The following is an 8,293-nucleotide window of genomic DNA, read 5'->3' on the forward strand; positions in this document are numbered from 1 at the left end:
CCTCCGGCCACCCCACCGCCGCCACCACCACCGGAAGCGGCGTTGGCAGTCACCGTGACGTTATTGAGCGTAAGAATGCCGGCGTTGAAAATCCCGCCGCCCATGGCGCCTGCTGCCGCCGCGCCACCGTTACCGCCATTGCCGGCCACCAATCCCTTGGTGATCACCAGACCGTCCAGCGTCACGGTGGCGCCTGAAGTGATTTCCACCACGCGGGTCTTGTATTGCCCGTCGAGGGTCACGTCGGCCACGCCGTCGTTGTTCAGATCGCCATCGACGGTAATGTTCTTGTTGATCAATAACTCGGAGTTGAGTTGCACGGTCATGCCGGCGTTGAACGTGACGATGTCGCCGTTTTGCGCAGACGCCAGAGTCGTACGCAACGAGCCGACGCCCGAGTCGAGGTTGTTAGTCGCGGTCCAGGTGGCAAGGCCCCATTGATATTCACTCATCGCCTTGGTCGACAAGACGTTGGCGCTCTCGATGCTGCCGGTGGCAATTTCCAGATCCCAGTCGCCGCCGACACCGGTGCGGTTGTTCGAAGCGGCTACATCACGGCCGGTCAACTGCGCCAGCGAGTCGACGAAACTCAAGCCGCGATCGCCCTCGGCGGTGTAGCAGCCGTAGATCAGGATGTCGCCGCCAGCGTTCATGTCCTTGCCGATTTCGCCGAGGATGGCGCTGCGTTGCGCGACGTTGTCCGCAGACAGATAACTGTTGCCCAACCACAGATCGCCAGCGTTGCCGTGGGCAATGATCTGCACTGAACTGACGCCATGATGTTGATCGAGGTAATCGGCGATCTGTTGCAAACCATCCTTGGTGGCGTCGAGTTTCACCACTTGGGTGCCAGGGGCAACGCCCTGAACCAGGCTGTCGGCATCTTTCACACGCGAATCGACGAACACCACGCTCTGGCCCGGCACCGCCACCGGGCTGGCGGCCGGTGTGGCATCGGCCTGACCATGGGTGTCCTTGCTGGCGACCGGGTGATCGGCGGTCGGCGCCTTGGCGGCATCCGCCGCAGGGTGGCTGTCAGCCTGGGCAGCCGCATCGGCCACGGTGGCAGCCACTGCGCCGTCGAACAGCATGCGCGGTTCCAGCGACATGATCATCGGCGATGCCAGCGAACGCTGACCCTCGGTTGTCCGTGACTTGACCTTCGCACTGCCAAAAAGAGACCACCACATGTTGCTCACCCGAACTCGAACGAATGTACGTGACGCATCAATAAAAAACGCCGCGATCAGTTGATCGCAGCGTCGGACTTCATACGAATGACATTGGCGGCGCTGGCTGAGCCATCGAGCCAAAAGGACAAATCGGCGTATTGCTTGAACAGGTCCGGCGGCAGGATCGTGCGCCGAGACTGCAAGGCGACCTTCGGCTTGACCTTGTGCAGGCCGGCCAGGCCCAGGCCCTGATCGAATTCTGGTGCGTCGTAGGCCAGGTGCTCGAAATCGTGCTCGAACCAGGGTTCGTCGATGAAGTCGTAAACCAGCCGCAGCACCCGCTCAGGCGCCTGAGTCAGCAAATCGTAATCAACGATCAGCAGCGAATCGGCGTGCTCGCCGTAATAGGCTTCCTTGAGCGCTGCCCAGGCAAAACCCACCAGCCGGTTACGCTGCGCCAGGGTTTCGCAGCGGCTGTAGACCGTGTTGCGCTCGACGGCGTCGCCGAACAGTTTGGTGTTTTCATAAGGATTGGCGCGGTACAGCCGCTCAAGGCTGTCCATCACCCACGCGACGTTGCGCACACAAGCGATGACTTTGGCTTTGGGAAACAGGTCATTGAGTGCCGGCAGCCGCGAGCTCCACTGCCGATTGGTGTCGAACACCACCGGTTTATCGACTTTGTCGGCGTAGTAGGAGTCGAACAGACCGCGCAGCAAACGGCGGCGCATGGGGGTGTCGATCACTGCGCCGAACTCGCTGCCGGCGCCGCATTGCTCAAGCACGCTGGAAAACAGGGCGCCAACCGGGCTGGTCATTCCGGCGTGAAAGCGCGGGTTCTGCAAAAGGATCGCAGAAAGCAGGGTCGAGCCCGAGCGCGGCAAGCCGGAAATAAAGTGGAACTGCTGCAATCCATTCACCGTAGTCGGAAGTCCTTTTGTCCGACAGAGCGTAGTCCAACAGTAACCTTGCGACTAGTAGTGTTTTGATATCAAGTCAGAGCAAAAAGGACTAACCAGTTAACTTTTTATCGCGATTTCAAAGGTGAAACGATTGAGTCGTGACCGCGCTTAATCACTTGGCGATTTGAACGTGATCAACCGCGCTTGCGCGCCGCCGGCATGGACCTCACCCGCGATGCGCCAAGTGGCAGGCAACGGCAAAAATTCCTGCGGATCATCCAGCGTGCCAATAAGCCATACCCGGCCGTTAACGGGCAGTTCGGCAAGGCTGTCCAGATAGACATCGGCGGCCACCAGCGTGCCGAACCCGTAGTCATTGGGCCGCGTCGAACGGCCATCCGCTGCCGGTGGCGTGTACAGGCGAACCCGTGCGCCGCTGCGATCGTAGTAGACGTAGCTCAAGTACCAGAGCATGTCGCTGGTGACGATCCGGTCGCCCGCCTGGAAATGCTGGTTGACGTAGTTCACCACGCGGTCGAACTGGTCATTGCGGTCCACCGTGGCGTTTGTGTTCACCCCGACCATTTCGACCCCGATCAGCGCCACCAGCACTGCCAGCGCCAACAGCCGCATGCGACTGTACACGCGGTCGATGGCCATCCCGGCCAGCATCGGCAAACCCATTGCGTAAGCGGTCAGGTAGCGCTCGATGAACACCGGGGTGATAAATGACACCGCGAACACCAGCAGCAGGGGCAGGCCGGTGTACAACGCCAGCAGGACACTGCCACGGGACACGCTGCGATCACGCATCACGGCCACCGCAACCAACAGCAGCAACGCCAGCGGCAAGGCGCTGAAGATCAACAGCGAGCGAGCATCGCCATCATCCTGGGTCAGCCACGCCCAGATCATCGAAGGCAGCGATGCCAGGGTGACCGGGTCTTCCCAGCCGACATCGCCGCCGGTCTTGAGCTGCTCCATATGTTGCAGCAGGTCGAACACGTTGGGCAGCCAGGGCAGGTACAACACAACGATGGCCAGATTGGCCAGCCACCAGTCGGCGCGCTGAATGTGGCGAAAACGGTAGCCGCGCTGCAGGCGGATCACCCCCAGATAAATCCAGTGGCACAGCGCCGCGAGCACGGCGAAGTAGTGAGTGTAGAACGCCGCCGTCATCAACAACGCATACACCACCAGATAGCGATGCCGTTGCGGCCGCCTGATCCAGTAGATCAGCGCCAGCATGGCCGCGATCAGCAACAACCCGAGCAGTGAGTACATGCGCACTTCCTGGCTGTAGCGCACTGCCGTCGGCAACAGCGCCAGCAACACCCCGGCGAAGATCGCGGCGCGGCGCGTGGCCAGTTGATCCACCAGACGGATGCCCAGCCCCACTGCAGCAATGCCCGCCAGTGCGCTGAGACAGCGGATCGCGAAGATGCCGTCACCGAACAGCTCAATCCAGCCGTGCAGCAACATGAAGTACAGCGGCGGATGCACATCGCGCCCGGCGTGGTGCCAGATTTCGCCCAACGAGTAACGCGCCAGCAACAGGCTGGACCCTTCATCGCCCCAGATCGCCGCAGCGCTCAGATCGTAAAAACGCACGGCCGCCGCCAGCAGCAGGATGGGCAACAGCCAGTGTTCTCTGGCCCAGCGAAGCAGGCGCAAACGGCCAAACCATGAGCCCGGGGTTGCGTGTGGATCCTGCGTGTCACCCACCGGCGTTACTCTGTTGAGCGCCATTGCTTCCTCTCGCTGTACTGCGTCACCACGGATATGGGTGCCAAATCCTGCCCGTCACTTTAGGTCAGGCGCAGGAGAGCCGTCGATGCCGGCCGGCGTTTTCACGACATCCGGCAACCTTGCCAATCCCGGTCTACGCTCTGGCGTGGCGTGACCTGGCCACGAAGTGCCAAGGCAATTGCAGCAGCCTGAATTCACTTGCGGCCCGCCGACCACCAATCAGAAGGATGAGGACTTTATGGACGTTTACATGGGCACGGTTATGACGTTTGCCTTCAACTTTGCGCCCTCCGGCTGGGCCTTGTGCAACGGTCAGATCATCGCAATCCAACAGAATCAGGCACTGTTCGCATTGCTGGGCACCACCTACGGAGGCAACGGCACCACCAACTTCGGCCTGCCCAACCTGCAGAGCCGCATGCCGGTCTGCCAAGGCTCCGGTGGGGGGCTGACAACACGGATCATGGGAGAAACCTCCGGCACCGAACAAGTCATCCCGACCCTCAGCAACCTGCCCGCTCATACCCACACCCTGGCCGGCCTCACCGCCACCACCACGGTGCAACTGGCCAACCCGGCCAGCAATCCGCTCGGCACCCCCAGCGCGACCAATGCCTATATCGGTGCATCGGGCACCGGGCCGGGTCTGGCGAATATCTTTTCCGATGCCCAGGGCGCCTCAGCCGTTCCTCTCAAAGGCGCCGCGACCACTATCACTGGCACCATCTCGCCGGCCGGTAACGGCTTGCCGCTGCCCATCATGAACCCGTATCTGGTGCTCAATTTCAGCATTGCGCTGAACGGCATCTTTCCTTCGCGTAACTGATCGACCGCCGGGGGACCACCTCCCCCGGTTTCCTACCTTGCCGGAGCACAACCATGCTGCAATCGGTTCAAAGCCAACATTTCCAGGCCTTGCTGGGGCGCATCGGCACCCTGCACCTGCCCGACGGCAGCACCCTGCAAGTCCATATCGGGCAACTTGAGGAAAACCCCTCGGCAAAAATGCGCTACAGCGAACGCATGCCGTTCAGCGTCGAGCTGAACAGCGTGGAGCCAACCGAATTCGTCGATGGCCTGTGCGCGCTGGAGCTGCCGGAACTGGGGCGGGTACAGGGCATATTTGTCTCGCGGGTTCCGCCGATGGGGCGGGATCCGCAGTTGGCGTATTTCCACATCACCTTCAACTGAAAATCCTGGATTTCCGCGTGCCGGTTGAATGTGTAACTGCAATTTGGGAAGCGTCTGACATCAATTCTTCGGCGGCCTTGTTAGCGTTGCACGCAACTGGCTCCGGAACGTTCGTTGCGCGCAAGACCAAGGAAGGTCTGCGCGCAATCGTTGCATCGACGTCCGAGAGCCTGTGCCCCGTCACAGGACAAGGAATAAAGGATGTCGACCACCCATGCCCGCTTCAGCCTCTCGCTCAACGACGTTAAACACGACCTGCAAGTCCTCTCCTTCAGCGGTCACGAATCGATCAGCCAGCCCTACACCTTCGAGGTCGAGCTGGTCAGCGAACGAGCGAATCTGCGCCTTGAAAGCCTCATGCACCAGCAGGCGTTCCTGGCGTTCGACCTCGAAGGCCATGGCATCCACGGCGTGATCAATCGCGTCGCCCGTGGCGACAGCGGCAAACGCCTGACGCGCTACAGCCTGACACTGGTTCCGCGCCTGGCGTATCTGCAGCATCGTTGCAATCAGCGAATATTCCAGCAGATGACCGTGCCACAGATCATCACCCGGATTCTCGCGGACAACGGTATTCAACGTGACCTGCACCGGTTTCATCTCGGTGCCGACTATCCGCCGCGCGAATACTGCGTGCAGAAGGAGTCGGATCTGCACTTCATCCAGCGTCTGTGTCAGGAAGAAGGCATTCACTACCACTTCGAGCACAGCCGGGAGAAACACTTGCTGGTGCTGGGCGACGACCAGACGGTCTTCCCCCGTCTGGACCGCCCGACGCCCTACCGCCAGGACAACGGCATGGTTGCCGAAACGCCGGCAATCCAACAATGGCAGGTACGGGTGGAAACCCGCCCGACGGCGACCGTGCGCCGCGATCATGATTTTCGCAAGACGCGCTTTCTGCTGGAGGCGACCCATCGGCCCGACAGCAACACGCCGCGGCCGGCGCTTGAGGATTATCGCTATCCGGGGCGCTTCAGCGACGGCGCACGGGGCAAGCAACTGACCCACCGCGCCCTCGAAAGTCATCGCGCCGACTACTTGCAGGGCTGTGGCCACAGCGATCAGACCAGCCTGGTGTCCGGCCATTTCCTGTCGATCACCGAGCATGCCTGCGAGGAAAACAATGGACTGTGGCTGCTGACCGCAGTCAACCACCGCGGAAAACAATCAGCGGTGCTGGAAGAAACGCTGGGCGAGGCCAGCGCCGGCGCTGCCGACGGCTTCGTTGAAGGCTACCGCAACGACTTTGTCGCCACGCCATGGGACGTGATCTACCGCCCGCCGCAATCATTCGTGAAGCCACGCATCTTCGGTAGCCAGACCGCTGTGGTCAGCGGTCCCGTCAACGAAGAGATTCATTGCGATGCGTATGGTCGGGTCAAGGTCCAGTTCTACTGGGATCGCGAAGGCAACCACGACGACCACAGCAGTTGCTGGCTGCGGCTGGCCTCTAACTGGGCCGGCAACGCCCATGGCAGCGTGATGCTGCCGCGGGTCGGCATGGAAGTGCTGGTCAGCTTTCTTGAGGGCGACCCGGACCACCCGGTCGTCAGCGGCTGCCTGATCAACAGCGCCAACCCCGCACCCTATGAATTGCCGGAACACAAGACCCGCAGTGTGTTTCGCTCACGCAGTTCACCGGACAACGGCGGCTTCAACGAATTGCACGTGGAAGATCGTGCCGGCCGCGAACTGATTTACCTGCGCGCCCAGCGCGACCTCGAGCACAAGGTGGAAAACGACAGCCGTCTGGACGTCGGCAACGAGCGCCACGAGACCATCAAGGGCAACAGCATCAGCGTGTTGCAGGCCGAAGAACAGCGCACCGTGCACGGCGACCGCAAAACCCGGCTCCACGCCAGCGACCACTTGCACGTCAGCGGTGACAGCCACAGCCGGGTCGATCAGTTGCAGGCGATCGAGGCCGGTCGGCAAATCCACCTCAACGCCGGCGATCATCTGGTACTCAACGCCGGCAAAAGTATCAGCATCACCGTCGGCGGCGAGCACCTGGTGATCGGTCACGGCGGCATTTTCAGCAGCAGTGCGATCCAGGTCGGCGGCAGCCCCATAGCGGTTGCGCCGGCGCGGGCCGCGATGCCCGATGGCGTCGACGACCTGGCGGCGCCAGCGCCATTGCCCGCCGTGCTGGCGTCCACGCAACGCGCGCTGATGAACGCCAGCCATGCCATGGGCGCGACCTTCTGCCCGCTGTGTGAAGCCTGCCGCGAGGGCATCTGCCAGCCACGGGAGAACGCCGCATGAGCGAAGCCTTTGCGCGCCAGTGGATGACCCGCCAATTCGCTTCAGGGCATGGCCTGTATCTGCTGCTCGACTCACAACCACAGCAACGGGAAATCCGTCAGTGGTTACTGCAAACCAGCGACTTCGAGCACTACCGCATCCTCTACAAGGACACGCCCGTCGCCGAACTGGCGGATAACGGGCCGTTTGTTTTCGCCCTTGAACGGTATGACGACAAACGCATCGCGCCGCTGCTCGCCCGTCCGGAGGACAACTGGGGATGGCTGTTCAGCCTGCCTCAAGCCTGCCTGTGCGCTTGGGTCGAACACTGGCAGCAACGACTGATCATCGGCGCCCGCCCGCATCAGGCGCTGTACCGCTTTCACGACAACCGCGTGCTGAGCCGGACACTGGCGCATCTGCCCTCCGAAGCCATACCGGCCTACCTCGGCCCGACGCTCAGCGTGTGTTACTGGCAGGGCACGCAATGGGAGAGCAGCGACAACCCGACGCCCGGCCGCTACCCAGTGCCGGAGTCCCCGCCGTGGCTGCAAGCACCCGCACCTGCGGAGCAAACCCGCGAGATTCGCCAGCTCAACGCTCACCGTTTCCTGCTGGCCGAACACGAACAGGCCTACGCCGACCTCGCGCGAACACAACCCCCGGAAATCTGGCTGCGTGAACGTCTCGAGCAGGCAGATGAGTGGGGTTGGCAGACACCGCAGCAGCTGGCGTTTCTGCTGATCCACAGCGTGCGAATGCCTGCTCGTGGGGTCGATGCGCAGTGGCAAGTGCGTCCGGGGGAAACACCGCTGGAGCATTTCGAACGGGTGAGCCATTGGGTGAACACGATGGGTGGAGGCGCAGCGCAGTGAAACGATTTTTTCGACAAGCCGGGTGGGTGGCCTGCATGGGGATGTTGGTCGGTTGTGTGGCGAGTCCGCCCGACAGCTTCACCTTCACGGCAGATCTGCCGCCGGGATTCGCCTATGAAGCCATCGCCAAATACGTGCCCGCCAAAGGAGAAACCTG

The 8,293-nt window shown here is 61.8% G+C and carries 7 protein-coding genes; 4 read left to right on the top strand and 3 right to left on the bottom strand.

The window, feature by feature from the left end; translation table 11 throughout:
• The 3 genes from DBR24_RS04595 to DBR24_RS04605 form a co-directional block, all read right to left on the bottom strand.
• On the bottom strand, window positions 1-1,190 hold a 1,190-nt coding region (locus tag DBR24_RS04595), incomplete at its 3' end, for a DUF4347 domain-containing protein (protein WP_128614042.1).
• Between the two features lie 56 nt (window positions 1,191-1,246).
• Complete coding sequence (locus DBR24_RS04600) at window positions 1,247-2,092, bottom strand: sulfotransferase (protein ID WP_128614043.1); 846 nt, start codon at window positions 2,090-2,092, stop codon at window positions 1,247-1,249.
• 150 nt (window positions 2,093-2,242) lie between these two features.
• Window positions 2,243-3,823, bottom strand: coding sequence for a glycosyltransferase family 39 protein (locus DBR24_RS04605; RefSeq protein WP_128614044.1), 1,581 nt, complete (start codon window positions 3,821-3,823; stop codon window positions 2,243-2,245).
• Window positions 3,824-4,061: 238 nt separating this feature from the next.
• Between DBR24_RS04605 and DBR24_RS04610 the strand changes: the two genes are divergently transcribed.
• The 4 genes from DBR24_RS04610 to DBR24_RS04625 all read left to right on the top strand — a co-directional run bounded on the left by DBR24_RS04610 (window position 4,062) and on the right by DBR24_RS04625 (window position 8,136).
• Entirely contained in the window at window positions 4,062-4,649 is a 588-nt protein-coding gene (locus DBR24_RS04610) for a phage tail protein (protein ID WP_128614045.1), read from the top strand.
• Between the two features lie 53 nt (window positions 4,650-4,702).
• Complete coding sequence (locus tag DBR24_RS04615; RefSeq protein WP_123470375.1) at window positions 4,703-5,014, top strand: hypothetical protein; 312 nt, start codon at window positions 4,703-4,705, stop codon at window positions 5,012-5,014.
• Between the two features lie 201 nt (window positions 5,015-5,215).
• Window positions 5,216-7,282, top strand: coding sequence for a type VI secretion system tip protein VgrG (locus DBR24_RS04620; protein WP_128614046.1), 2,067 nt, complete (start codon window positions 5,216-5,218; stop codon window positions 7,280-7,282).
• The gene (locus DBR24_RS04625) at window positions 7,279-8,136 is read left to right on the top strand and encodes a DUF4123 domain-containing protein (RefSeq protein ID WP_128614047.1); all 858 of its coding nucleotides are present in this window, start codon (window positions 7,279-7,281) and stop codon (window positions 8,134-8,136) included. The genes DBR24_RS04620 and DBR24_RS04625 overlap by 4 nt, the downstream gene beginning before the upstream one ends.
• The last annotated feature ends 157 nt before the right edge of the window (window positions 8,137-8,293 follow it).

Origin of the sequence: Pseudomonas sp. HMWF006, from assembly GCF_003061205.1 — a bacterium.
GTDB classification, from domain to species: Bacteria; Pseudomonadota; Gammaproteobacteria; order Pseudomonadales; family Pseudomonadaceae; genus Aquipseudomonas; species Aquipseudomonas monsensis.